The 24,764-nt window shown below is 33.7% G+C and carries 23 protein-coding genes; 16 read left to right on the top strand and 7 right to left on the bottom strand.

Annotation, left to right across the window (positions count from 1 at the left end; translation table 11 throughout):
* Window positions 1-199: 199 nt before the first annotated feature.
* Window positions 200-1,030 (top strand): bifunctional 2-polyprenyl-6-hydroxyphenol methylase/3-demethylubiquinol 3-O-methyltransferase UbiG, encoded by an 831-nt coding sequence (locus tag F0000_RS19145; RefSeq protein ID WP_149626145.1) that lies wholly within the window; start codon window positions 200-202, stop codon window positions 1,028-1,030.
* A gap of 357 nt (window positions 1,031-1,387) precedes the next feature.
* Here F0000_RS19145 and dnaE read toward each other — a convergent pair whose 3' ends face one another.
* Entirely contained in the window at window positions 1,388-5,776 is a 4,389-nt protein-coding gene (gene dnaE / locus F0000_RS19140; protein WP_149626338.1) for a DNA polymerase III subunit alpha, read from the bottom strand.
* Window positions 5,777-6,019: 243 nt separating this feature from the next.
* Here dnaE and F0000_RS19135 point away from each other — a divergent pair, with 243 nt between their 5' ends.
* Window positions 6,020-6,970, top strand: coding sequence for a helix-turn-helix domain-containing GNAT family N-acetyltransferase (locus F0000_RS19135; RefSeq protein WP_149626337.1), 951 nt, complete (start codon window positions 6,020-6,022; stop codon window positions 6,968-6,970).
* Window positions 6,971-7,228: 258 nt separating this feature from the next.
* Here F0000_RS19135 and F0000_RS19130 read toward each other — a convergent pair whose 3' ends face one another.
* Both F0000_RS19130 and F0000_RS19125 read right to left on the bottom strand, forming a co-directional pair.
* Window positions 7,229-8,530: a hypothetical protein gene (locus F0000_RS19130; RefSeq protein WP_149626336.1), complete on the bottom strand. Its 1,302-nt coding sequence runs from the start codon at window positions 8,528-8,530 to the stop codon at window positions 7,229-7,231.
* Window positions 8,531-8,972: 442 nt separating this feature from the next.
* Window positions 8,973-9,851, bottom strand: coding sequence for a DUF6252 family protein (locus tag F0000_RS19125; RefSeq protein WP_149626335.1), 879 nt, complete (start codon window positions 9,849-9,851; stop codon window positions 8,973-8,975).
* A gap of 359 nt (window positions 9,852-10,210) precedes the next feature.
* On the opposite strand from F0000_RS19125, the gene F0000_RS19120 reads away from it, so the two are divergent.
* Genes F0000_RS19120 through F0000_RS19110 form a run of 3 tightly spaced genes read left to right on the top strand, consistent with a single transcriptional unit; the run spans window position 10,211 to window position 11,998 of the window.
* Window positions 10,211-10,720, top strand: a complete 510-nt coding sequence (locus F0000_RS19120) for a 30S ribosomal protein S16 (RefSeq protein WP_149626334.1) — start codon at window positions 10,211-10,213, stop codon at window positions 10,718-10,720.
* A gap of 20 nt (window positions 10,721-10,740) precedes the next feature.
* Entirely contained in the window at window positions 10,741-11,265 is a 525-nt protein-coding gene (gene rimM, locus F0000_RS19115; RefSeq protein WP_149626333.1) for a ribosome maturation factor RimM, read from the top strand.
* A gap of 19 nt (window positions 11,266-11,284) precedes the next feature.
* On the top strand, window positions 11,285-11,998 hold the full coding sequence (locus F0000_RS19110) for a tRNA1(Val) (adenine(37)-N6)-methyltransferase (protein ID WP_149626332.1): 714 nt from the start codon (window positions 11,285-11,287) through the stop codon (window positions 11,996-11,998).
* 112 nt (window positions 11,999-12,110) lie between these two features.
* Here the strand turns inward: F0000_RS19110 and F0000_RS19105 are convergent, their stop codons facing one another.
* The gene (locus tag F0000_RS19105; protein ID WP_149626331.1) at window positions 12,111-12,419 is read right to left on the bottom strand and encodes a hypothetical protein; all 309 of its coding nucleotides are present in this window, start codon (window positions 12,417-12,419) and stop codon (window positions 12,111-12,113) included.
* A 411-nt stretch (window positions 12,420-12,830) separates the two neighbouring features.
* Between F0000_RS19105 and F0000_RS19100 the strand changes: the two genes are divergently transcribed.
* From F0000_RS19100 to F0000_RS19075, 6 genes are all read left to right on the top strand, one after another.
* Entirely contained in the window at window positions 12,831-14,009 is a 1,179-nt protein-coding gene (locus F0000_RS19100) for an acyl-CoA dehydrogenase family protein (RefSeq protein WP_149626330.1), read from the top strand.
* A 145-nt stretch (window positions 14,010-14,154) separates the two neighbouring features.
* The gene (locus tag F0000_RS19095; protein WP_149626329.1) at window positions 14,155-14,361 is read left to right on the top strand and encodes a hypothetical protein; all 207 of its coding nucleotides are present in this window, start codon (window positions 14,155-14,157) and stop codon (window positions 14,359-14,361) included.
* A gap of 109 nt (window positions 14,362-14,470) precedes the next feature.
* The gene (locus tag F0000_RS19090; RefSeq protein WP_149626328.1) at window positions 14,471-14,806 is read left to right on the top strand and encodes a hypothetical protein; all 336 of its coding nucleotides are present in this window, start codon (window positions 14,471-14,473) and stop codon (window positions 14,804-14,806) included.
* Between the two features lie 59 nt (window positions 14,807-14,865).
* Window positions 14,866-15,543 carry a glycerophosphodiester phosphodiesterase family protein gene (locus F0000_RS19085; protein WP_149626327.1) on the top strand — a complete coding sequence of 226 codons (678 nt, stop codon included), beginning with the start codon at window positions 14,866-14,868 and terminating at the stop codon, window positions 15,541-15,543.
* Window positions 15,543-16,754: an NAD(P)/FAD-dependent oxidoreductase gene (locus tag F0000_RS19080; RefSeq protein WP_149626326.1), complete on the top strand. Its 1,212-nt coding sequence runs from the start codon at window positions 15,543-15,545 to the stop codon at window positions 16,752-16,754. Before F0000_RS19085 ends, F0000_RS19080 begins: the two co-directional genes overlap by 1 nt.
* Complete coding sequence (locus tag F0000_RS19075) at window positions 16,755-17,315, top strand: DUF1697 domain-containing protein (RefSeq protein ID WP_149626325.1); 561 nt, start codon at window positions 16,755-16,757, stop codon at window positions 17,313-17,315.
* 234 nt (window positions 17,316-17,549) lie between these two features.
* Here F0000_RS19075 and F0000_RS19070 read toward each other — a convergent pair whose 3' ends face one another.
* Both F0000_RS19070 and F0000_RS19065 read right to left on the bottom strand, forming a co-directional pair.
* Window positions 17,550-18,107: a TetR/AcrR family transcriptional regulator gene (locus F0000_RS19070; protein ID WP_149626324.1), complete on the bottom strand. Its 558-nt coding sequence runs from the start codon at window positions 18,105-18,107 to the stop codon at window positions 17,550-17,552.
* Between the two features lie 24 nt (window positions 18,108-18,131).
* On the bottom strand, window positions 18,132-18,605 hold the full coding sequence (locus tag F0000_RS19065) for a TspO/MBR family protein (protein WP_149626323.1): 474 nt from the start codon (window positions 18,603-18,605) through the stop codon (window positions 18,132-18,134).
* A 98-nt stretch (window positions 18,606-18,703) separates the two neighbouring features.
* On the opposite strand from F0000_RS19065, the gene F0000_RS19060 reads away from it, so the two are divergent.
* The 3 genes from F0000_RS19060 to F0000_RS19050 are packed head-to-tail and all read left to right on the top strand — an operon-like array spanning window position 18,704 to window position 21,700.
* Window positions 18,704-19,789: a diphosphomevalonate/mevalonate 3,5-bisphosphate decarboxylase family protein gene (locus F0000_RS19060; protein ID WP_149626322.1), complete on the top strand. Its 1,086-nt coding sequence runs from the start codon at window positions 18,704-18,706 to the stop codon at window positions 19,787-19,789.
* Window positions 19,790-19,839: 50 nt separating this feature from the next.
* Window positions 19,840-20,775: a mevalonate kinase gene (locus tag F0000_RS19055; RefSeq protein ID WP_149626321.1), complete on the top strand. Its 936-nt coding sequence runs from the start codon at window positions 19,840-19,842 to the stop codon at window positions 20,773-20,775.
* A gap of 16 nt (window positions 20,776-20,791) precedes the next feature.
* On the top strand, window positions 20,792-21,700 hold the full coding sequence (locus F0000_RS19050; protein WP_149626320.1) for a geranylgeranylglycerol-phosphate geranylgeranyltransferase: 909 nt from the start codon (window positions 20,792-20,794) through the stop codon (window positions 21,698-21,700).
* Window positions 21,701-22,109: 409 nt separating this feature from the next.
* Here F0000_RS19050 and F0000_RS19045 read toward each other — a convergent pair whose 3' ends face one another.
* The gene (locus F0000_RS19045) at window positions 22,110-22,454 is read right to left on the bottom strand and encodes a hypothetical protein (protein ID WP_149626319.1); all 345 of its coding nucleotides are present in this window, start codon (window positions 22,452-22,454) and stop codon (window positions 22,110-22,112) included.
* 445 nt (window positions 22,455-22,899) lie between these two features.
* Between F0000_RS19045 and F0000_RS19040 the strand changes: the two genes are divergently transcribed.
* Together F0000_RS19040 and F0000_RS19035 are read left to right on the top strand one after the other, a co-directional pair.
* Entirely contained in the window at window positions 22,900-23,856 is a 957-nt protein-coding gene (locus tag F0000_RS19040; RefSeq protein ID WP_149626318.1) for a carbon-nitrogen hydrolase family protein, read from the top strand.
* Between the two features lie 50 nt (window positions 23,857-23,906).
* A complete protein-coding gene (locus tag F0000_RS19035; RefSeq protein ID WP_149626317.1) occupies window positions 23,907-24,746 on the top strand; it encodes a pseudouridine synthase in 840 nt (279 codons plus the stop codon).
* Window positions 24,747-24,764 lie beyond the last annotated feature (18 nt).

The raw sequence follows: 24,764 nt of genomic DNA, 5'->3' as shown, positions 1-24,764 counted from the left end.
TTTTTCCTTTCTACTTCGTTTAAAAAATAAACCGTAGCTATAGCTATGCTTGATTTTTTTGCCTTGCATAAAGAAAAAATAATTCAATGAATTTATACGAATTTTTTAATCACAAATCGTATAAGTCAGTTAATTCATCACATGCAAATGAATTCAGCATTTCAAAATGTAATAATCGATAATAAATTAAATATTAAAAATGAATAATAAACAATTAATAAGTAAAGATATAGAATTGTTTTATAGTAATGCATCAGAAGAAACCAGGCTTGATCAAGGAATGGGTGTGTTTGAATTTGAAAGAATTAAAACACTCATAGAGAAATATATTCCTTTTTCATGTTCAAAAATAATTGATGTTGGAGGAGGAACTGGTAAGTATTCTGAGTGGTTGGCTGAAAAAGGGCACGAGGTACATTTGGTAGAACCAGTTTCTAAACATATAAAAATAGCTCAAAAGAGAGCTGCTAAACTGAATAATACGTTTTCTGTTTACTTGGGTGAATCTCGAAAACTGGAGTTCCCGGATAATTTTGCAGATTTAATAATTCTTCACGGACCGCTGTATCATCTTCAGAAAAAAGAGGATAGAGACAAAACTATAAAAGAAGCGAAGCGTGTTCTTAAGAATGGCGGAATTATTTTGGGTTTTGCAATTAATTATACAGCATCAACTCTGGTAGGTCTTTTAAATGGACTCATTCATAAAAAACCATTTTTTGAAATGTGTAAAGAAGAACTTATAACCGGAATCCACAATCCACCGCAGGAGTTTCCCTGGCTTTTGGCAGAAGCATATTACCATAAACCTGAAGAACTAAAAAAAGAGTTTACAGATCAAGATTTAATCCATATTAATATATATGCAGTAGAAGGAATGGTTTGGTTGGATAAAGATTATTTTACTAATATGTGGAATGATAACGGGCGAAAAACATTACTAGAACTTATAGAGGTAACAGAGAATGACAGTAACCTCTTATCCTTTAGCCCGCATATGATGATTGCAGTACAGAGAAAAGATAACTGATGAGGAACAAGGAGAAATATTATTGTGCTCTAAAAAAAGATAAACTACTTAACTAATACGATTTATAACTAAAAATTTCGCATATTCATCGTTTCTTTTTCCTTTCTACTTCGTTTAAAAAATAAACCGTAGCTATAGCTATGCTTGATTTTTTTGCCTTGCATAAAGAAAAAATAATTCAATGAATTTATACGAATTTTTTAATCACAAATCGTATAAGATAAAAGTTTTAGAAGTGTTCTTTGCTCGATAATCGAGATTTAAATGCTCCGAGGCTTCTCTCGAAATCGAACTATTTTTTTCTAATAAATGCCTCGTGGGCTTGCCCCGAGGTAGTTTACTTATTTTTTTTAAGAGTTAATTAAGTTTGTAATACACTGCATCATTTTCTAACGCTTTTAGGAGTTCTTGAGAAATATTAACTTTCTGTTTTCTACTGGGCATATGTAATTTTAATTTTTCTGCCATTTCGAATATCACAAAATTTAATGTGTGATTTCCAGAGTGCTCTGTTAGTAATTCTTTTAAGGTATCTATTCTACTATCAGAAAGATCATTAATATCCAGTTGAATAGTGAGTTTTCTCGCGTAGGTTTCCATAACATCATGCAGAAGTTGGAAACTGTTAAATTGTATTCTGGGATCTCCTTTCTTACCGGTATCTCTATTTACCCAGCCTTCTTTAATAAATGCCTTGGCATACACAAAAGTGCTCTGTACTAAAAAAGGTCTGTGTTTTAGGTAATCTTCTCCAAAAACTCTGAATTCGTGTGCAGTATTATAATCTTCTACTATAAAGGTAGCCCATCCTTTTCCATTTTTAGAAGTTCTATGTTCTACTGATGTAATAACACCTCCAAATGAGATCTCACGATTCAAATTATTGTCCAGGTCTGCAAAATTAAGAAGTGTTCCATTACAAAAATATTTCATTTCATATTTAAAATCATCCAGAGGATGTCCTGATAAATAAATCCCTACCACTTCTTTCTCTCTTGCCAGTTTTTCCATAGTTCCCCATTCTTCACAAGGCGGAACTATGGGTTCGGGAATCTGAACGTCGCTAGCCTCACCAAACAAACTTACTTGCGAGGAGTTTTCGTTCTCCTGATATTTAGCTCCATATTTCATGGCTTTCTCTAAAAAAGTAATTCCGTCATCTCCCTCTTTGTGGAAATACTGACCTCTATGAGTTTCTGTAAAAGAATCGAAACCACCGGCAAGTGCCAAACTCTCAAAAGCTTTTTTATTGGCGGCTCTCAGATCAATACGTTTTGCCATATCAAAAATTGATTTGTATGGGCCATCTTCTTTTCTGTTATCCACAATAGTGGCAACAGCTCCAGTACCCACACCTTTGATCGCACCCATCCCAAAACGGACGGCACCATTTTTATTTACAGAGAATTTTCTGTATGATTCATTAACATCTGGGCCTAATACTTCTAGCTTCATTCGTTTACATTCTTCCATGAAGAAGGTAACTTGCTTGATGTCATTCATATTATTAGAAAGTACTGCCGCCATGTATTCTGCCGGATAATGTGCTTTTAGATATGCTGTTTGATAGGCAATCCAGGCATAGCAGGTAGAATGTGATTTATTAAAGGCATAAGCTGCAAAAGCTTCCCAGTCTTTCCATATTTTTTCTAATTTATCTTCAGCATGTCCTTTTGCAGAAGCCTGAGAGATGAATTTGGGTTTCATTTTATCCAAAACTGCTTTCTGCTTTTTACCCATCGCTTTACGAAGTACATCTGCTTCACCCTTGGTGAAATCTGCTAGCTTTTGAGACAGGAGCATTACTTGCTCCTGATATACCGTAATTCCATAGGTTTCCTTTAGGTATTCTTCACAGGCCTCAAGATCATAGTTAATTTCTTCTGTCCCATGTTTTCGATTAATAAAACTAGGGATGTACTCTAATGGGCCGGGTCTGTATAGCGCATTCATGGCAATAAGGTCTGCAAAAACAGTAGGTTTTAATTCCTTCATATATTTTTGCATCCCGGGGGATTCATATTGGAACACACCTACCGTTTCTCCACGTTGGAACAACGCGTAGGTTTCATCATCATCTAGCGGGAAGTTTTCGGGATCGAGCTCTACGTCATGTTTTGCTTTTACAATCTTAACAGTGTCCTTAATTAAAGTTAATGTCTTTAACCCCAGGAAATCCATTTTTAATAAGCCTGCACTTTCTACAACTGAGTTATCAAATTGTGTACAGTACATATCAGAATCCTTGGCTAGTGCAACGGGTACAAACTTGGTAATGTCATCCGGAGTGATGATGACACCACAGGCATGTATTCCTGTGTTTCTCACAGAACCTTCTAAGATTCTGGCCTGATTTAGTGTCTCGGCTTCTAGATCACTACCTTCGGCAATATTTAATAGTTCATTTACTTTTTCTAATTCATCACTTCTAAATTTTTTCTTCAAAGTAGCTTCATCCGCTCCAAAGATTTTTCCAAGCTTAGACATGTTAGGAATAAGTTTGGCAATTCTATCAGCATCACTTAGAGGGAGGTCTAATACTCTGGCAGTATCTCGTATGGATGATTTTGCGGCCATTGTTCCATACGTAATGATTTGTGCTACCTGATTGGCTCCATATTTCTCGATTACATAGTCCATCACCCGGCTTCGACCTTCATCATCAAAATCAATATCAATATCGGGCATACTGACACGGTCAGGATTTAAAAATCTCTCAAAAAGTAAATCGTATTTAATTGGATCCAGATTGGTTATCCATAAGCAATATGCAACAGCAGAACCAGCTGCAGAACCTCGACCTGGTCCTACAGAGACTCCCATATCCCTGGCAGCACGAATAAAATCTTCAACAATTAAGAAATATCCCGGATACCCTGTTTTTTCAATTACCTTTAATTCAAAATCTAATCGTTCGTCAATTTCCGGAGTAATTTCTGTATAGCGAATTTTTGCTCCTTCGTAGGTAATGTGCCTCAGATACGCATTCTCGCCTCGTTTACCTCCGTCAATAGCATCTTCTTCTGATTGGAATTGTTCTGGGATATCAAAAGCAGGTAACAATACGTCTCTGGCAAGTACAAAAGGTTCTATTTTATCAACAACTTCTTGTATGTTTATAATTGCCTCCGGAAGATCTTTGAATAAGATTTTCATCTCTTCAGAAGATTTGAAATAATATTCCTGATTAGGCAGACCGTATCGATATCCTCTGCCTCTGCCTATTGGTGTAGCCTGTTTTTCCCCATCTTTTACACATAATAAAATATCGTGAGCATTTGCATCTTCTTTTTCACAATAATAGGTGTTATTGGAGGCAATAGTTTTTATGCCATGTTTTTTTGAAAAGTTTATTAGTACCTGATTTACCCGGTTTTCATCTTCCTGATTATGGCGCATTATTTCTATATATAAATCATCTCCAAATTCCTGATGCCACCATAATAAAGCCTCTTCGGCTTGTTTTTCTCCAACGTTTAATACTTTGCTGGGGACTTCTCCATATAGATTTCCAGTAAGTACTATAATATCTTCTTTATATTGTTTAATAATTTCTTTGTCGATTCTGGGTAGGTAGTAAAAGCCATCTACAAATCCAATTGAGGACATTTTTGCCAGATTATGATATCCGTTTTTGTTTTTAGCAATTAATACGATTTGATATCCATTATCTTTTCTGGATTTGTCAGTATGATTTTCACAAACAAAAAATTCGCACCCTACTATTGGTTTTATTTCTACTTCGGTAGGTTCTTCGCCATTTTGGATTGCTTCTTCATTGGTGGCCTTTACACTTTTATTGTGATTGGTAACAGCAGATACAAAATGAAAAGCTCCCATCATATTGGCATGGTCTGTCATTGCGACTGCAGTCATTTTGTGCTTTGCGGCAACTTTTACAAGATCAGGGATACTGGTTGTGGATTGTAAGACTGAAAATTGCGTGTGATTATGTAAATGAGCAAAGTTGACAGCATCCAGCGCTGCAATATTTTTATTGATTTCCTGTTGTGATAAATCAGCTCCTTCTTGTTTGTTCAGTGCTTCCAGAATTTTTTGAGAAGCTTTTTTGAGATTGATGTGTTTTAAACCTATTAGTTGTATAGGTTGTTGGTTAACCTCTTTAAAATTTTGGAAATAATTAGCTTCTACATCAAGCTCTTCCTGAGTAAATATCTGTTTACGAATCAATTCAAGAAAACATCGGGTTGTGGCCTCTACATCGGCAGTTGCATTATGTGCTTCTCCAAATGCAGTCCCAAAAAGATACTCGTGAAGTTCTGTTAGGGTAGGGAGTTTGAATTTACCTCCACGACCACCAGGAATTTGACATAAACTAGCTGTCGTTTCTGTACATGTATCTAAAACAGGTAATTCTTGTAGTTTGTTTTGAACATCGAGTCGATAGAACTCGGCTCCCATAATATTAACATCAAAGCCAACATTTTGTCCAACAACAAATTTGGTTTTGGATAAAGCGATATTGAATTTCTCTAAGACTTCAGCAAGGCTAATTCCATCTTGTGCTGCCAGCTCCGTAGAAATGCCATGAATTTTTTCTGCATCATAAGGAATATTAAACCCTTCTGGTTTTACCAGATAATCCTGATGTTCTATGCAATTACCCATTTCATCATGTAATTGCCATGCTATCTGGATACATCTTGGCCAGTTGTCAGTATCACTAATAGGTGCATCCCAACGCTTAGGTAATCCCGTAGTTTCGGTATCAAAAATTAAATACATAAAAAGATCAGTTTTTGAGAAGGTTCAATATTTCCTTGGAAATCGATTTCCAAAAATAACCAAAAAGGGGGGGCGAATAAAGTAAAGTTATTCAGAATTATTAACGATATTACATATTGGTTTTTAAGAAAAACCACCTTTTAATTGCGTAGAAAAAGCTTAATTCCCTTAAGATAACGGTAAGATCATTGGTTTTACAATAATTTCATATATTTACGTAACTAATTACGTAATTAATTTTATATGAATTTTTTTGATAGTATTGGTACGGTAGCCATAGGGAGTAGACTAAGAGTACTGAGCGAACGAATCACAGAAGATGCGAAACAAATTTATGAGTTATATGATGTGGATTTAAAACCGAAATGGTTTCCTGTTTTTCATGTGTTGTCTCAAAATCAAGAAAAATCAATTACTAAGATTGCAGAAGAAATAGGTCATTCTCATCCTTCTGTAAGCAAAATAGTAAGAGAAATGTCCAAAGAGGGTATTGTTTCTGAGAAAAAAGGTGAAAATGACAGGAGAAAGAACAATATAATGCTTACTGACAAAGGGAGGGATGTACTTCTAAAAATTGAGAAACAATATATAGATGTTAGAAATGCTGTAGATGAAGCATTAAAGCAAACAAAACATAATATATGGAATGCTATGGAAGAATTTGAATACTTGTTAGATGATAAGTCGATGGTAGACAGAGTAAAAGAGAAAAAAAAGAAGAGGGAGTCTATGAATGTAGAGATTGTGCCCTATAGTTTGCAGTATAAAGAAACATTTCGTCAGTTAAATGAAGAGTGGATACGTCATTATTTTAAGATGGAAGAAATGGATAGAAAGGCATTAGAGTTTCCAAAAGAGTATATTCTAGACAAAGGCGGTTTTATTCTGGTTGCTTTGTACGGTGGTATGCCTGTTGGGGTTTGTGCTCTGATAAAAATGAATGATTCTGAATATGACTATGAGTTGGCAAAAATGGCTGTGTCTTCTGATGCTAAAGGCAAGGGAATAGGTGGAATGTTAGGGGAAGCTATCATTAAACTGGCGATATCGCTTAAAGCGAATAAGGTATATTTGGAAAGTAATACTATGCTTGCTCCTGCAATTAATTTATATAAAAAATTAGGGTTCAAAAAAGTAGCGGGAAAATCAACACCATATGAAAGATGTAATATACAGATGGAGCTAGATTTGTAGAGGTAATATCATTTCTGCTTCAAAATTACGTATTAAGACCTGTTCTTTTGCGTATGCTTCAAAATAAAATTTCACCGTAGCTATTGCAACACTTACTTTTTTCTCTAAACAAAAATAGCTGTATTTTGTTTGAGTAGTTTTTAAGAAAAAATGATAAAAACAGAAAAGCCCAGAAGCGTTTATGGCAACTAAGCTTTTCAAAAAAAAACAAAAAGCAAACAAGAAAATTATTATTTTCTCTTGTTTGCTTTTTCAGGATTATTGATTTCTTGGTAATCCAATTTGGGTACCAATCACACTGCTATCTGGTTGTGAAATTACTGGGCAGTTAATGATTGCCCCAGTTGCGGTTAACAAATCAGATAAGGAGTTTGTCAAAGGATTTGGATTTATATTTCCTCTAAAAGGGATTAAAGTTCCATCTGCTAAAAGCTCATTTACCTGATCAAAACTTCTTAAGATTGGACGATCTGCTTCTGGGATCGTAAATTCAGTAATATGAGCGTCCCACATCGGAGCATATCGCTCATCGCTGGGATCAATAGGGAAAGTATTAGTAGGGTCTTGTACTTGTCTTTCACTTAGTGAGGCTGTGTTTAAACCTTGTACTCCAAAACCATCTGTATCTGTTGTTCTACCATTAGCAGTTGGGCTAAAAGGTAACATAGATCCTCCTGGGAACAAGCCAAATGTTGGTAGCTCAGCTAATCTTGGAGCAAAAACGCCTAGTTCGATAGTAGCAGGTCCTGGGTCTGAAGTATCGGTAACAATATGGAAGTAGTAAGGTTTGTCATCTTGCCATCCATCTAACAATTGCATAACAACAGATGCTTGATCAGCGGCAAGATTAGGATTGTTTAAGTCATCTTCCTGTTCTGGGCCGTTTCCATCTGGATGAGGGATTCTATCATGAATACCTGTGCTATTAGCAACCATTTGAGCATTAATAACAATTCCACTAGGTAACACTACATAAGATGACCATGCAGCATCCGCGATCGCTCCCGGGTTAACCTCTGCTGGAGGGAAACCAAATAGTAATCCATCTTGTCCTCCCGCTACTAGCGATCGTTTAGGTGAAAAATCTACAGAGCCTTCAAAAACAAGTCTGCCATCATCTGTCCAAGTTGCATTTTGTTCTCCACCAGATCCTACAGCTTCTGCCATTCTTGGAGCAAAAATAACACCTAATTCTCTTGCCATTTCTCTGTCGGATGATTCTGTGATTACATAATAACAACGTCTAGGTCCGTTTGTAGTAGTTTCCCAGCCTTGAAACATAGGAAATCTTGCAGTAGGTCCGGCAGGGACTACAGATCTGTCTATTCGAAAATCAATCCCTAATACACTAGGTAAAAATACGTTTTGTTCAGCCGTAAAAGAAAGTGCTGGATTGTCTGCGTCAAAAGGAATTCCGCCATCTTGTCTAATACTTTCTAATAATAAACTAGCTTCTGAAGGAGTAGTTGGTGGATCTATTATTGTAGTATCGTCATCACCGCATGCTATAAATAATGAGACGGTCATTATGCTTAAAAATATTGCTCTTAAATTTTTCATTTTGTGTTTTTTTAAAATGTTTATATCGTTAAAAAAAACAATCGGCCAATCGTTTTTATGAATCAAAAACTAATGTTCTAATTTTGATATAAGTTGAGACGATGACAATATTTTATACTTACGGAGTTTGTAAAAACAAAATAAATAAAATTTATAGGAAATATATTTCCTATAAATAAATAAGATACTGTTTTAGAAGGGCTTAGGTATAAAATTGAGGTAAGTATTTTAATTAATCAGAAAGTTGTTTTATTAATTATTTAGGTTTTAGTTAACAAATTGATAACATTTAAAATACATTCTCTAAGAAGTTAAGTGTTAGGTAGCTAACATATTTAAAGCATTTTTATGTAGTAGAAAAAGTCAAGATGAGTTCTATTATATAAAAAGCGTTCATCAAAATAAATAGATGAACGCTTTTCGGACTATAGCTGAGTTGTGATTAATATCCAAAATCAAAAAGTCCTTCAGTAACAATTACGCCACTGGTAGTCGTAAATTCAAAACTTCCACTGATGCACTTAGTTTCTGTATCGTGAGAAGTAATAGTTAATGTGCCAGACACGGCAGATGCTTTTTCATTGTTAATGCTATATGTAGCACTATAGTCTCCAGATCCTGTTAGTGAATGTGTTCCGTTAATCACATCAATCGGGAAAACAACAGTAATTTCTTCGGTTTCATTACTTGCTCTTAATAATATTGATGGATTGTTTACTCCAAAAGGAATGGCATCATGATCATCTGTGATCATCTCTATACCATTAATTCGGGCAGTAAGAGACGCGTTGAGAAGGCAAGGATTTATTTCTTCCTGTTCGTCTTCATCCGGAATAATAATTTCTTCTTCTTCTGGAATTTGTATTTCAGGCACAAAATTTTCGATTGGTAATCTATAAAACCATCCGTTTTGGAAATTCATAGACTTTCCATTTGAATTTTTTAAATTTTTAAAGTAAAAATTACCAGAAACTAAATTATCGCTTATATCAGTAATTATTACTTGTCCTTCGGTTATGCCATTTTCTGAAACAAATTTTGCATCCAGATCCTGAAAACTTACTTCATTGACAGCTTGTTGACCTAATTTGTAAGTACCGATTTCAAGAGCGGTAGTTGCAAAACTAATGGATTGAGAACCTGTATTTCCTTCAATAACAAGTGTCCCATCGTCATGAATAATTGCTTTTCTGATATCCGGTCTGAATAGTTTTCCTTCGATTGTTGCCTGTAGCGATGGTGTGTTTACCTCAATATCTGTAGTACAGGAACTTAAAATAAAGCAGAATACTGCCGTGAGTAGGGTAATTTTTTTAATCATATGCTTGGGGCTTTAACAAATCTTACATGTAATACATATAGGATTAATGAATACAAACATAAGATGAAAATCTTAAGAAAACAATTTTAAACAAATAAATTTTATCATTTTTATCGATTAAATAGTATATAATATAGATAAAATACATTATTTAAGTGATTATTCATATAAAAAGTAGGTTTTTACTTTTAACATTTTTACCTCGTATACCTGAGAATTTTGAGTATTAGATTACAAATATTCGCTACTTTATAATCTGTCTATAATCACTATGATATGATAGTATTTAATTTATTAAAAATGATTACCTTTGCCCACCTTAATTATAATCGGGGTCGTGTACCCAAAAATTAATTTATATGCCTGTTAAAATTAGATTACAGAGACACGGTAAAAAAGGGAAGCCTTTTTACTGGATCGTAGCAGCAGATGCTAGATCAAAAAGGGATGGTAGATTTTTAGAAAAGATCGGAACGTACAATCCAAATACTAACCCTGCTACAATTGACTTAAATGTTGATGGAGCGGTTAAGTGGTTACAAAATGGAGCACAGCCTTCGGATACTGCTAAGGCTATTTTGTCTTATAAAGGAGCACTGTTAAAAAATCACCTCGCGGGTGGTGTTAAGAAAGGAGCTCTAACTGAAGAACAAGCTGAAGAAAAATTCAATGCTTGGATTCAGGAAAAAGAAGGATCTGTTACTGCAAAGAAAGATTCTTTAGACAAAGAAGAAGCAGATGCTAGAGCGAAAGTGCTTGAAGCAGAAAAAGAAGTAAATGCAAAACGCGAAGCAGAAGCGGCAGCAGCAATTGCGGCCACAGAACAAGAGGCTGTTGATGTAGCGGCTAGCAACGAAGAAGAAGAATAGTTGTCATTAAATTACTAACGATGAAGAAAGAAGAGTGCTTCTATCTAGGCAAAATCGTAAGCAAATTTAGTTTTAAGGGGGAGGTATTGATAAAACTTGATACCGATGATCCCGAAAGTTATATAAAAATGGAATCAGTTTTTGTTGATTACAACAAAAATTTGGTTCCATTTTTTATTGAAAAATCTTCACTCCACAAAAGTGACTTGCTTAGAGTAAAATTTGAAGATATAGATTCAGAAGAAGAGGCGGATGATCTTATGAAAGCTAAAATTTATTTGCCACTGGATTTATTACCTGAATTAGAGGGAGACAAATTTTATTTTCATGAGGTTATTGGTTTTAAAGTAATAGATCAATCTTATGGAGAAGTAGGAGTTGTTACAAATATTAATGACAGTACGGCTCAAGCTCTTTTTGAGATTGATCATAATGGAGTTGAGATCCTGATTCCCATGAATGATGAGTTTATAGATAAAGTAGATAGAGAATTAAAAACAATATTTGTAAATACCCCAGAAGGTTTAATAGATTTGTATCTATAAAATTCTGAGAGTTCAGGTAATGGAGAAACCATTTAGATTTAAGCAGTTTACAGTACAACAAGATCGTTGCGCGATGAAAATAGGTACAGATGGTGTTTTGCTAGGATCCTGGGTTCCAATTTCTGATGCCACTAATTCTATTCTCGATATAGGAACTGGGACAGGTGTGATTGCCCTGATGATGGCTCAGCGTTCTTTTGCAGAAACTATTGATGCACTGGAGATTGATAGTGACGCTTATGAGCAGGCTGTAGATAATTTTGAAACTTCTGGATGGTCGGATCGCTTGTTTTGCTATCATGCTTCTTTCCAGGAATTTTTTCAAGAGATTGATGATACGTACGATCTGTTAATTAGTAATCCTCCTTTTTTTACAGAAAATTATAAAACAAATGATGCTAGCAGAGATGTCGCAAGGTTTGTGGATTCACTTCCTTTTGAGCATTTACTTATTGGTGCGACTCATTTACTTTCTGAAAAAGGAAGGTTGGCTATCATAATACCTTATAAAGAAGAAACAAAAGTAGTTGCTATCGCAAGAAAAGCTGGGTTGTTTCCTCATAGAATTACAAGAGTACAAGGGAATCCTGTGTCAGATATTAAAAGAAGTATGTTGCTGTTTGGTTTTGATAATGTAGATTTTGAAATTGACCAATTAATTATAGAGAATGGCAGACATCAATATACGAAGCCCTATATAGAGTTAACGAAGGAGTTTTATCTAAAAATGTAATAAAAAAAAGGAGAATTATAAAACTCTCCTTTTCCTAAATTTAATCACTCTACGAAGCTTAATTTATAGTCTAAATAAATTAACTTTTAAATATTTTTATTATTTGTTGTTATTAATGTGAAACCCAGTTTCCTTCTGCATCACAATGTACTTCTACAGTTTCTCCGTCTTCTTTAGTAAGTTCTAATTTAAATTCAGAAGCATCTTCCTTTGCTGCAGCTTTGCTAATTGTAGCCCCCTTAAAATCTTTGGCAACTGCATCTAATATAGGTTGAGGTAAATTTTCAACGGCTAATTCTATATATTTTTCCTGAACAGTAACTTCTACAGTTTCATCAAAAGAAATTTCGTTTGCGTTTATACTTTGAGTCCCAAATAAAAGTCCTAAAGCCACTACTGGTAATACAAATAAATTTTTCATGTTGTTCTTAAGTTTTAAATTATTTTTACTATGATATTTTATACAGATGGAATAACTATGCCAAAGCTTTTTAAAAGCTTTTTTTAAAGTTAAGTATATGGTTTTAAATGTTTTAAAAAAACTGTTAAGAACTGTTAAGCTTGTTAAAAATATGTAGAATTAACTTAAATATTGAGGAATTTTGCTACAAATAAGATGCTTTTGTACGGTATAGGTGATTGAGATGCTGTTTTTATATAAATTCGGTAATCTGAGTTTTTTGGATGTAAGATTAGATCACATATCGCTAAGACCAGAAGAAGCGTACTATTTGATATTTTTTAAATATTCTTCAAAAAAACCAAAATATTAAGACTAATTTGTGATCGTTTCCTTATAAAAACTTTTTATTTTTGAATAAAAATCATAATTATGAAGCCTGACCTTTTTGAAGCACCTGATTATTATAACATAGATGATCTTTTGTCAGAAGAACATAAGCTTGTTCGAGATGCTGCGCGTAGTTGGGTAAAAAGAGAAGTTTCTCCTATTATAGAATCATATGCACAACGGGCAGAGTTTCCTGATCAGATCATTAAAGGTTTAGCAGAGATAGGAGCATTTGGTCCTTATATTCCAGAACAATATGGTGGTGCAGGATTGGATCAAATAAGTTATGGTTTGATTATGCAGGAGATAGAAAGAGGTGATTCTGGGGTAAGATCTACAGCTTCTGTTCAATCTTCTCTGGTGATGTATCCAATTTGGAAATATGGAGATGAAAAGCAACGTAATAAATATTTACCCAAGTTAGCTTCAGGTGAGTTTATGGGATGTTTTGGGTTAACTGAGCCGGATCATGGATCTAATCCGGGTGGTATGACCACTAATTTTAGGGATGAAGGAGATCATTATTTACTAAATGGTGCAAAATTATGGATCTCTAATGCCCCCTTTGCAGATATAGCTGTAGTGTGGGCAAAAAATGAAGAAGGGAGAATACATGGGTTGGTGGTAGAAAGAGAAATGGAAGGTTTCTCTACCCCCGAAACTCATAATAAATGGTCGTTAAGAGCTTCGGCAACCGGAGAACTTATTTTTGATAATGTAAAAGTACCTAAAGAAAATTTGCTAGCTGGCAAAAGTGGGTTAGGAGCACCATTGGGTTGCTTAGATTCTGCACGTTACGGTATTGCCTGGGGAGCAATAGGAGCTGCAATGGATTGTTATGATACAGCATTGCGATACGCAAAAGAAAGAATACAGTTTGATAAACCAATAGGAGCAACACAATTACAGCAAAAAAAATTAGCCGAAATGATTACAGAAATTACAAAGGCTCAATTATTAGCGTGGAGATTGGGCGTTCTTAGAGAAGAAGGGAAAGCAACATCAGCTCAGATCTCTATGGCAAAACGTAATAATGTTGATATGGCGATTAACATTGCCAGAGAAGCGAGACAGATTCTGGGAGGAATGGGGATTACCGGGGAGTATAGTATTATGCGACATATGATGAATTTGGAAAGTGTTATAACCTATGAAGGAACACACGATATTCACTTATTGATCACCGGGATGGATATTACTGGATTTTCGGCCTTCAAATAAAAAAAACATTTTATAGGGTAACATTTGAGGTTTTAAAGTTACAAACAGATAACTTTAAAACCATTACAAATGAAAAAAAATAATTGTAGTTCTCATACTAGTAATTGCTACAGGTCATTTCGTGTACGCACAGCAAAAACCATCAGTGTCACCTATAGAATTAAGGGGTAACTTTCTTATCCCGGGAGTAGAAGCAGAAATTGGAGTGACCAGAACAACTACATTTCTTGCTAATGCCGGTATTATTTTTAGTGCCAGTACTTCTGAAGATTCTAATGGTAATTCTGATTCTTTTTTGGCCTTTTTACCTATTATCGATTTGCAGTATCGTTTTTATACGATTTATAACTAAAAATTTCGCATATTCATCGTTTCTTTTTCCTTTCTACTTCGTTTAAAAAATAAACCGTAGCTATAGCTATGCTTGATTTTTTTGCCTTGCATAAAGAAAAAATAATTCAATGAATTTATACGAATTTTTTAATCACAAATCGTATTATTATAATTTTATAAGAAGACAGAAATTAGGTAAAAATATTACAAGAAATAATGGTAATTTCTTTTCGCTAAAAGGAACCTATTATTTTTCAGAAGAATTTTATGAAAAATTAGAGATAAATGATAATCAGGATTGTAATCCAACAGATCTTTTAACGGTGGGAGTGGTTTATGGATTACAGCGTACCTATTTTGACTGGTTACATCTATCTTTTGAATCAGGAATGGCATATGGTGAAACTGAAAACGGATGGGATATTATTCCGATACTTTCATTTACAGTAGGATATGCATTTTAGGTTAGGGTAAAAGGATTCTATAGTTATATTAGTTATTTTTAAAGACTAAAAAAAGATGTATGAAAATATTTGGGCATCGAGGTGCTGCAGGATTGGTTGCAGAAAACACATTAGAATCTATAGAAGAAGCTCTGAAACATAATGTTGATGGAGTAGAAATAGATGTGCATTGTTGTAATTCCGGAGAGTTGGTAGTAATTCATGATGAAACATTGGATAGAACTACGAATGGGTCAGGAAAAGTATCAGAGTATTCATTGGTTGATTTGCAATCGTTTATGACTATAGAAGGATATCGTATCCCGACACTGAATCAGGTATTAGAACTGGTTGATGGAAAATGTGAACTTAATATAGAGTTAAAAGGAGTTAATACGGCACTACCTGTGATGACATTGCTGGAAGAATATATTCCAAATTCAAATTGGAAATTTGATCAGTTTATTGTGTCAAGTTTTGATCATTCTCAGCTGCATGATATAAAATCTGTTACTTCTCAATTTAGGATAGGTGTGCTAACAGAAGATGATATAATGCATGCAATCTCAGAAGCAAAAAAGCTGGAAGCTTATTCAGTACATCCGCCGATTTCTTCACTCACTGAGAAGGGTGTTTCTTTGGCAAAAGAAGAAGGATATGAGGTATACGTTTGGACAGTCAATAAAGAACAGCAGATAAAACAATCAAAAAGCTGGCTGGTAGATGGAATCATTACAGATTTCCCTAATTTTGCCTGATGCAATATGATTTAATAATTGTTGGTGGTGGCGCGGCTGGTTTTTTTGCGGCACTCAATGTAGCCGAAAAAAATAAAAAGCTCAAAATTGCTATTTTAGAAAGAGGAAAAGAGGTGCTCTCTAAGGTTCGTGTTTCGGGAGGAGGTCGTTGTAATGTTACACACGCCGCGTTTATACCAAATGAATTAAGTAAAAATTATCCAAGAGGAGAAAAAGAACTAATTGGTCCTTTTCATACCTTTATGACAGGAGATACGATGGAATGGTTTGAGCGTCGGGGAGTGGCATTAAAAATTGAAGAGGATGGCAGGGTTTTTCCAGTCTCAGATTCTTCAAAGTCGATTATTGATTGCTTCTTGTCAGAGGCAAAAAAGTTGAATATTGAGATATTAACAAATCATTCGGTAAAAGATTTTTATCAGGAAGAAACAATCTGGAAAGTCATAACGAGTCAAGGTAATTTTGAAACAGTGAAGCTGATGATTGCTTCTGGAAGTAATCCCAAAATTTGGACAAAACTAAAAACGATAGATCATCGTATTATCGAGGCAGTTCCTTCATTATTCACATTTAATATAAAAGACTCCAGAATTAAAGAGCTACCCGGAATTTCAACACAGGTGTCTGTGAAAGTTAAGAATTCTAAATTATGTAGTGATGGCCCATTGCTTATTACGCACTGGGGGATGAGTGGTCCTGCAATACTCAAACTTTCTGCCTGGGGTGCCATCGAGTTGAATTCGTATGCATATAATTTTGAAATTATAGTGAATTGGCTTCAGGATGATACTCAGGAGGAAACTATCGAAGCATTAAAAAAATTAAAAGAACAGAATGCTAAACAACAAGTCTTAAAGTATGCTCAGTTTGGATTGTCCAAACGACTTTGGCAAAGTTTGGCAATTACTTCAGGAATTACTTCGGATAAAAAATGGGCAGACATTAATAAAACTCAAGTATTAAAATTGTCAAAAGAGCTAACGGGAGGTGTTTTTAAAGTCCGGGGGAAAAGTACTTTTAAAGAAGAGTTTGTAACCGCAGGAGGAATAGATCTCAAAGAATTAAATTTTAAGACTTTCGAAAGTAAAAAACATAAAAATTTATATTTTGCTGGAGAGATTCTAAATATTGATGCCATTACAGGAGGATTTAATTTTCAGAATGCCTGGACTGGTGCTTTTATTGCAGCTCAGGCTATAATTTTAGAATAAATGAAAACATATATAGCGTTACTTCGAGGAATCAATGTGAGTGGTCAGAAAAAAATCAAAATGGCTGATCTCAGAGCCATGTTAGAGAATTTAGGATATGCATCAGTTATTACATATATACAGAGTGGAAATGTTATTTTTAAAAGTAACGAAGAAACCACTACCTCCTTAGAATCAGTAATTAAGAATGAGATTTTAAATCATTTTGGGTATGATGTTCCTGTTTTGGTGATGACGCCCGCTTACTTGCAATCACTTTATAATGAAAATCCTTTTATCGAAAGGTTGAAAAATAATGAGATAGAAGAAAAAAAGATGTATTTCACGATGCTGTCGGAGGTTCCGAATTCTAAAATGACGGATCAGATAGCAATACATCGCTCAGAAGGGGAAGCGTATTTCATTGAAGGCAAAGTTGTTTATTTTTATGCCTCAAATGGGTATGGAAAAACTAAGCTTTCTAATAATTTATTCGAAAAAAAATTAAAATGTACTGCGACTACACGAAATCTAAAAACAGTACTTAAACTATTAGAATTAGGTAGTTTAAAGGATGTATAGAAATAATCGTATACAGAGACCAGAGATCTATATAAACTCATCTTGACTTTTTCTGTTTCCTAAAAAATGGCTGAAATTAGTCCATATTTCATTACTTTTTTCGTCTGTAGTGCTACTATAAACTATAAAAAGTGCCTCATCTGGTCAAATTTCAACTCATTTTCGGTTAAAAATTAAAAGTCAAGATGAGTTCTATATCTTTTATTAAATCTGTTATAAAAATTTATTGAAAAATTAATCTTTTAAAAATCCTTTCCAAGAAATCTCTATGGCCTGATTGATATGCTTATCTAGTAATTTTACTTTTTCGTTTTCGTGAATTTTAACAATAGACACTACATTCCCAAAAAATAACTCTTCCATGACCATGGTATTATAGGATTTGAATATTTTTTTACTGATCCCTGTTTTAAAATACTTTTCAATTTCTGCATAATATTGTCTGGCCTTATCTTTCAAGGATTGTGGAATCTCCGGAGATCTGGCAATCTGTTCTGAAAAAACAAATGCAAGAGGATTATTCACAAAATAATGAAATAGATTAAGCCACATAATAGAAAACTTTTTCTTAAGATCGTCTTCGGGGACATTACGCATAACGACCGTTCCAAAATCTTGTGTAAGCATTAGGTACAGCTCAGTGATTATTTCTTCTTTGTTCTTAAAATGATGATATACGGTACCATTAGCAACTCCTGATTCTTTTATAATTTGTGAAAGTGAAGTTGCCCGTATTCCTTGTTTTGTAATTAATTCTAAAGTAGTCTGTAAGACTATTGATTTTTTGTTCATAAAATTTTACTCCTTATTCTTGGTTTAGTTAAGCTGCCATATGCAAAAATTTAATGCAGCCGCAAAAGCAACCCATATTAAATAGGGGATAAGTAGGTAAGAGGCAGTTGTGTTTACAACTTTAAACCACTTGATTGTAAACAATAGCAGGATAAATAGGGCAATAATATCCACTAGTGCAATCAAAGGATCACGCATTCCAAAGAAAAAAATGGACCACGCAGCATTGAGTAAAAGTTGAAACCCAAAATGGTATAACGCAATTTTTACCCATTTATGATAAAAACCTTTACTCCAAACAATTCCTGCGGCAATTCCTATCATAATATATAGCGTTGTCCAGACAGGTGCAAAAAGCCAATTAGGGGGTGTGAAAGAAGGTTTGTTTAGGACTGGATACCAAGTATTAATGGAAGATTGGGTGGCAATACTGCCCAGAAAACCCATTAGCAAACACACTAATATGGCAATTCCTATTCGCAGTAATTTTATTTTCATTATAATTTGTTAGTAAAATACTAAAATAACAATTTATTTTTACTAGGATACCCTTTAACTGTGATAAGAACTTATCTTTGCCAAAATTATTTTATAATATGATTGATTACCTTCAATTTGTATCTGAAACACCACTTTTATTACCTGATAACGGATTCATTTCGTGCACTTCACCCAGTAATATTGCCTTGGTTAAATATTGGGGAAAGCGGCGGGTACAGTTACCAGAAAACCCGTCTATAAGTTTTACATTAAGTGCTTGCAAAACGGAAACAATATTGCGGTATGAAAAATTAAAAACTACGGCTACAGATTTTCAATTTGATTTACTTTTTGAAGGAAAAACAAAACCAGATTTTAACCCTAAAATCCAAAGTTTTTTTGAAAGGATAGAAGCATATCTTCCTTTTCTGAAAGCATATCAGTTTACTATAGAAACAAGCAATACATTTCCACATAGTAGTGGGATTGCTTCATCTGCCAGTGGGATGAGTGCTCTGGCGTATTGTTTGATGCAATTAGAAAAAAAAATCAATCCTGAAATTACGGATTCCTTTGTGTTACAAAAAGCATCTTTTTTGTCCAGATTAGGTTCTGGAAGTGCGTGTAGAAGTATTGAAGGGCCTATAACGATTTGGGGGGTAAGTAATGATGTACCGGAGAGTGATGATGGATATGCAATTAAATTCCCATACCAATTTCATGAGAATTTTGCCGATTATCAGGATACAATTCTACTTGTGGATAAAGGAGAAAAGCAAGTAAGTAGCTCCGTAGGTCATGGTCTGATGTACGGGCATCCTTTTGCATCAGAACGATTCCAGCAGGCAAATCAGAATATAACCAGATTAAAAGATGTTTTAATATCCGGGGATTTAGACACATTTATAGAAATAGTAGAGAGCGAAGCATTAACATTGCATGCGATGATGATGACATCACTTCCGTATTTTATATTGATGAAACCCAATACCTTGTCAATTATCAATAAAATATGGGAATATAGAAAAGAAACAGGGTCAAAACTGTGTTTTACATTAGATGCAGGGGCAAATGTACATTTATTATACCCGGAGAAGGAGAAAAACCACGTAAAAGATTTCATTACTAGTGAGTTAGTTGTGTATTGTCAGAAAGGACAGTATATTTGCGACAAAATAGGATTAGGTGCTAAATTATTGTAACTTTATCCTAATTGGGTATACAAATTGGATCTAAAGGAAAAAATACGCTAATGAAAGGACCATTATTTTATTCTAAAATACTTTTATTTGGGGAATACGGTATTATTAAAGACTCTAAGGGACTTTCTATACCTTATAACTTTTTTAAAGGTGCGCTCAAAGTATCAAATAGTGCAGATGCTGATGCCATAAAATCTAATAAAAACTTACGTGATTTTGCCGACTATCTTAAAGAGATTGAGGATAAAGAGATTGTAAAATTCGATCTCCAAAAGTTGCAATCAGATATTAAGGCAGGAATGTATTTTGATAGCAGTATACCGCAGGGATATGGAGTGGGTAGTAGTGGAGCACTTGTAGCTGCTATTTATGATAAATATGCAGAAGATAAGATTACAGTATTAGAAAACCTTACTCGTGATAAACTATTAAAACTTAAAGAGGTTTTTGGATTAATGGAATCTTTTTTTCACGGTAGTAGTTCTGGTTTAGACCCTTTGAATAGTTATTTAAGTCTTCCTATCCTTATTAATTCTAAAGATAATATAGAGCCAGCAGGAATTCCTTCGCAAAGTGTTGAAAATAAAAAAGGCGCAGTGTTTTTATTAGATAGCGGTATCGTTGGAGAAACGGCACCTATGATTAGCATTTTTATGGAAAACATGAAACAAGAAGGTTTTCGTAGTATGCTTAAAAATCAATTTGTAAAACATACGGACGCCTGTGTCGATGATTTCTTAAAAGGAGATATAAAATCTTTGTTTTCTAATATAAAACAGTTATCTCATGTTGTCTTAGATAATTTTAAACCTATGATTCCTACCCAATTCCATGCATTATGGAAAAATGGAATTGAAACTAATGATTACTATCTAAAACTGTGTGGTTCTGGAGGAGGAGGTTATATCTTAGGTTTTACTCAAGATTTAAATAAGGCTCAAGTTGCACTCAAGGATTACAAATTAGAAGTGGTATATAACTTTTAATTGATTTACACTTAACATGTTTTCTAGAAAAAATAAACTCACTCTTCTTAAGTTATTGAGTTTATTTTCTATTGTAAGAGGGTATAACATTCTTATTATTGTTTTAGCACAATATCTTACCTCTATATTTATTCTAGCGCCTCATATACCATTGAGAAAAGTACTTTTTGATGCGAATCTGTTTGTTATTGTGTTAGCATCTGCAGGAGTAATTGCAGCAGGGTATGTCATCAATAGCTTTTATGATAGAGAGAAAGATTTGATCAATAGGCCTCAGAAAACGATGTTGGACCGTTTAGTAAGTCAGCAGACTAAGTTAACCGGATACTTTATTCTAAACTTTCTTTCGGTTATACTTGCCAGCTATGTTTCTTTTAAAGCAGTTTTGTTTTTCTCTCTTTACGTTTTTGGGATATGGTTCTATTCTCATAAACTAAAGAAAATGCCATTTATAGGTAATTTTGTTGCTTCTACCTTATCTATAACACCATTTTTTGCCGTTTTTATTTATTACAAAAACTTTGATGAAGTAATTTTTGTGCATGCTACTTTTTTGTTTTTAATGTTGGTAATGAGAGAAATGGTAAAGGATTTAGGAAATTTAAGGGGAGACGTAGCCCAGAATTATAAAACGATTCCAATTATTTATGGAGAGTTGACTTCCAAGCGACTGATTAGTCTATTAATAGTCGCTTCTTGTATTCCTATTTATTTATTATTGACAAGATATGAGGTAGGATATATGTTTTTATATTTCTACGTGTGTTTAGGGCTGTTATTCCTGTTTTTAATTGCTCTTTGGGTATCCAAGGGTAAAAGTCATTATTTTTGGCTTCATAATATACTCAAGCTAATAATAGTCTCAGGTGTTTTTAGCATTGTATTAATTGATGTGCATATGATTCTGGATAGAATGCTTTGGTAATGTATATATAATGCCATTTCTGATCTAAAAATTACCTATTAAATTTATTCTTTTTCCCCAAGTATTTTTAAAGCAAAATGGTATAAAAAGATGCTCTACTGATTTAGGGCATCTTTTTAGAATATAAGTTTTTCTATTGGTTGTTTGAATTTACTGTAACAAAACATGATTTTTTATTCTGAAAGTAAGATAAAAAAGGACATTTTGTTCCAGTAAATTCAGAGGATAAATGGTGTTATACGATTTGTGATTAAAAAATTCGTATAAATTCATTGAATTATTTTTTCTTTATGCAAGGCAAAAAAATCAAGCATAACTATAGCTACGGTTTATTTTTTAAACGAAGTAGAAAGGAAAAAGAAACGATGAATATGCGAAATTTTTAGTTATAAATCGTATTATTCAGACTCTATATTGCTGGCTTTACAACCTTTAATGTTATATTGAATATTGTATTTCCAGTTCCGGAACCTTCAAAATTTATTTTTTTATAATTAAGTCTTGTTTTTACATAATTTTCTATCAATTCTTTGTCAGAATCTACCGTTAGTATTACAATCTCATTTTTAGCATTAAGCATGAACTCAATATTCGCTTTAATTGCTTGTTCAACTACTATTTGAGGTTTGTCTAATAAGGTGATGATTTCTTTTCTTAACTTTTGTTGTGCATTCTCAGGCGTATTTTTGTCATTGGCAAAAATTTGAACTGTTCCTAGAAAGACTATGGCTAATAATACGATTAATTTTTTCATTTTATCTATTTTAATTTTTGTTACTAATTACTGTTTCTTATAGTTTTACAAGGCAAATTTAGATTCATTTCCTCATTTTTTTTCAGCTTATGTTTTATAATAATGTATTGATAATGTAATGTTTAGGTTAAAATATGTATGTTTTAACATAAAATGAACTTTGAAGAATAAATACTTTTTATATGTTTACCCTTATTGGTATTAAGAAGGATTTGTTTTTTTGATACAAGATCCTCAGTGATTAGCTATAGAATGATGAGAATAATTGAATTTTCAAAACGATTCTAATGTTACCTTAATGTTATTAAGAGGTTTAGCCGTAATGCATTTTTAGGGTATTAATTATTTGAAAATCAATTTTTTATATGTTATTGGTTTGTTAGCTTGGTTCTTGGGTTTTCTTAAAAAAATAGTCTCACTAGATGTAAATAATTTATAATTTTTGATGAAAAAACATGTACTTACCGTCGCTTTGGCACAGATATCTCCAGTCTGGTTGGATAAAAATGCAACAATTGATAAAATAAAAAATTCAATAATCGAAGCTGCTTCCAAAGAAGCAGAATTAATAGTTTTTGGAGAAGCCTTGCTGCCAGGGTATCCTTTCTGGGTATCACTTACTGATGGAGCACAATTTGACAGTGTAATTCAGAAAGAAATTCATGCACATTATGCGATAAATTCAGTAGTTATCGAAAATGGTGATCTGGACTCAATCTGTGGTTTGGCTAAAGAAAATAAAATAGCAATTTATTTAGGTATCATAGAGAGACCATTAGATCGGGGAGGGCATAGCTTGTATGCTTCTTTGGTATACATTAATCAGGATGGTGAAATTAAATCGGTACATAGAAAATTACAACCTACATATGAAGAACGGCTAACCTGGTCTCCTGGGGATGGTCATGGTCTCAGAGTTCATCCCTTAAAAGCTTTTACTGTAGGTGGATTAAACTGTTGGGAAAATTGGATGCCATTACCAAGGACTTCTTTATATGGTCAGGGAGAAAATCTGCATATAGCTGTATGGCCGGGGAGTGACTATAATACCAGAGATATAACAAGATTTATAGCCAGAGAATCCAGGTCATATGTGATCTCTGTATCCAGTCTGATGAAAAAAGAAGATTTTCCTCATACGACACCTCATATAGATGAGATTATAAAGAATGCTCCCGATATTCTGGGTAATGGAGGTTCTTGTATTGCAGGACCTGATGGAGAATGGATTTTGGAACCAATTCTTAATGACGAAGGTCTTTTGATAGCAACATTAGATTTTAATCGAGTGTTACAAGAACGTCAGAATTTTGATCCTGTAGGGCATTATTCCAGACCCGATGTAACCCAATTGAAGGTAAATCGAGAACGGCAAAGTACTGTTTGGTTTGATGAAGAATAGTTGTTTTTCTAACATCTAAAGAACTATCTTTGTGCAAAATTTAAGATTATATGAGTCGTGGAGATAATTCCGGGAAAGGAAACGGTAGAGGAAGACAAGGAGGGAATCCAAAAGGTAAATCTTATGCACGAGGTAATGCACCTTTGAAAAAAAGTAATAATACACTAAAGAAAGTTTCTGATTCTGATGAGATCAGATTAAATAAATTTGTTGCCAATTCGGGAGTTTGTTCCAGAAGAGAAGCTGATTTGTATATTCAAACCGGGAGTGTTTGGGTAAATGGAAAACCTATTACAGAAATGGGGTATAAAGTAAAGCTGACAGATGAAGTTAAGTTTGACGGTCGCTTAATTACTCCACATAAAAAGGAATATGTATTACTCAATAAACCAAAAGGGTTTGTGACAAGTACGAGCCCTGAAAAAACAAAAACGGTAATGGACTTAGTAGCAAATGCTTCTAAGAATCTATTGAAACCAGTAGGTAGGTTAGAGCGTAATACAACGGGCTTACTTTTGTTTACCAATGATACAGATTTAGAGAAAAAACTGACGCACCATAAGACGGGAGTTCGCAAGATATTTCACGTAGAATTAGATCGTAATCTTAAGTTTGAAGATTTTCAGAAAATCGAGAAAGGAATAAAATTAGAAGAAGGTTTTATACAAATAGATGAGATTTCTTATATAGAAGGATCACCAAAAAATGAAATCGGAATTCAATTAATGTCTTCCAAAAATGGTATTGTGACAAAACTTTTTGAACACCTTACCTATAATGTTACTAAATTGGATAGAGTCATTTTTGCTGGATTAACAAAAAAAGATCTTCCCAGAGGTCACTGGCGTATACTCACAGAACAAGAAGTAATTAATTTGAGAATGATGTAGGGTAGTTTACTATCTTTG

Origin of the sequence: Aquimarina sp. RZ0 (assembly GCF_008370685.1) — a bacterium.
GTDB lineage: Bacteria > Bacteroidota > Bacteroidia > Flavobacteriales > Flavobacteriaceae > Aquimarina.
Note: the sequence above shows the minus strand (reverse complement) of the source record. Positions and strands in the feature narration are given on the sequence as shown.